The organism is Lysobacter xanthus (assembly GCF_047159895.1).
Genome location: NZ_BAAGAB020000149.1, coordinates 1 through 1636, shown reverse-complemented (window position 1 = coordinate 1636; position 1636 = coordinate 1). Strand labels below are relative to the sequence as shown.

The window sequence follows — 1636 nt, the reverse complement described above, 5'->3', positions numbered from 1 at the left end:
GGACGCCCTGGCACGCGCGATCGAAACGCTCGTGGATCGCCTGGCGCCCGACGGCGTGCTGGTCCTGGGCTCGGCCCTGGACCATGTCGTGGCGGGGTGGGGCATGCAGGGCGGCGCCGAGACCACGATGCGCGAGATCGAGCGCCACCTGCGCCGCGACGCGCTCATCCACCTCACCGGCGCGGACGCCGGCGAGAACACCTACATCGTGCTGTACCGACACCCTTCGACGGAGCCGCCGGATCCATGGAAACCCGCTTGATGCCGCACGATGCGGTCCGCTGCCTCCCGGGGCGGTCCGTCCTCGTGCTCGCGCCGCATCCGGACGACGAAGTCATCGGCTGCGCGGGCGCCATCGCCGCGCACGTCGCGGCCGGCGTTCCGGTGCGCGTGATCGTCGCGACGGACGGCGCGCGCGGACGGGAGGGTGCGGACGGCGACGCCTACGTGGCGCTGCGACGCGAGGAATCGCGCTGCGCCGCGGCCGTGCTCGGATACGGCGCCCCGGAGTTCTGGGGCGAGCCGGACCGGGGGCTCGAATACGGCGAACGGCTCGTGCAGCGCATCCTCGCCAGCCTGGGCGACGCCGACACGATCTACGCGCCGTCGCTGCACGAATTCCATCCCGACCACCGCGGGATGGCGATGGCTGCGATGGAAGCGGTGCGCCGCGCGGGCGGCGAGCGCCGGCTGGTGCAATACGAAGTCGCGGCGCCGCTGGTGCCGACGCATCTCCTGGACATCACGCCGTTCCGCGATGAGAAGGCGCGCGCGGTCGCGTGCTTCGCCTCGCAGCTGCAGGAGCAGCGTTACGACGAGCACGTCGCGGCGTTGAACCGCTTCCGCACCTATACGCTGCCGCGCGACGTCGAGGCCGCCGAGGCGTTTCGCGTGCTGGACGCCGCCACGCTGGAGCGCGATGTCCTGGTCGACCACCGCTCCGAACTGTCGCGACAGCGTGCGGACGGCATTCCCGTGCTGCCGGCCGACCGGCCGCGCGTGAGCGTCATCGTGCGAACGACGGGGCGACCCGAACTCGACGATGCGCTGGGCTCCATCGCGCTGCAGACGTACGCCAACATCGAGGTGGTCCTGGTCGACGCGCGCGGCGACCTCGCCCTGCCGCAACGTTGCGGACGGTTCGACGTCGTCGCCGCCACGCGCTGCACGCCGCTCGGCCGCGGCGCCGCGGCGAAAGCCGGATGCGACGCGGCCGGCGGCGATGCGCTGATCTTCCTCGACGAGGACGACCTTTTCCTTCCCGACCACGTGCATCGCCTCGTCGAGGCGCTCGTGGCCGCGCCGGGCGTCGATGCGGCCCACGCCGGCGTGCGCGTCGAGAGCGCGGGCCGCGTCGTCGACGTCTACGACGACGAGGTCAATTTCGCGCGCCAGTTGTTCTGGAATCGCCTGCCGATCCACGCGGTGCTGTTCCGTCGGCGCCTGCTGGACACGTGCAGCTTCGACGTCGACCTGGATGCCTACGAGGACTGGGACTTCTGGATGCAGGTCTGCCTGCAGTCGCGCCTCGTGCGGGTGCCCGGCGTGAGCGCCGTGTATCGCGCGTCGCTCGGACAGTCCGGGCTCACGTCGGCGGGTGCGTCGGTGGACCAGCGCGCGGGGCGCGACGTGGTGC

At 72.2% G+C, this 1636-nt stretch carries 2 protein-coding genes; both read left to right on the top strand.

Translation table 11 applies throughout. The features are described 5' to 3' along the window. Window positions 1-262: SAM-dependent methyltransferase (locus tag ACY35P_RS15585; protein ID WP_462116749.1), on the top strand; the 262-nt coding region annotated here is incomplete at its 5' end. Further along, window positions 247-1636: PIG-L family deacetylase (locus ACY35P_RS15580; protein ID WP_462116748.1), on the top strand; the 1390-nt coding region annotated here is incomplete at its 3' end. The genes ACY35P_RS15585 and ACY35P_RS15580, both read left to right, overlap by 16 nt.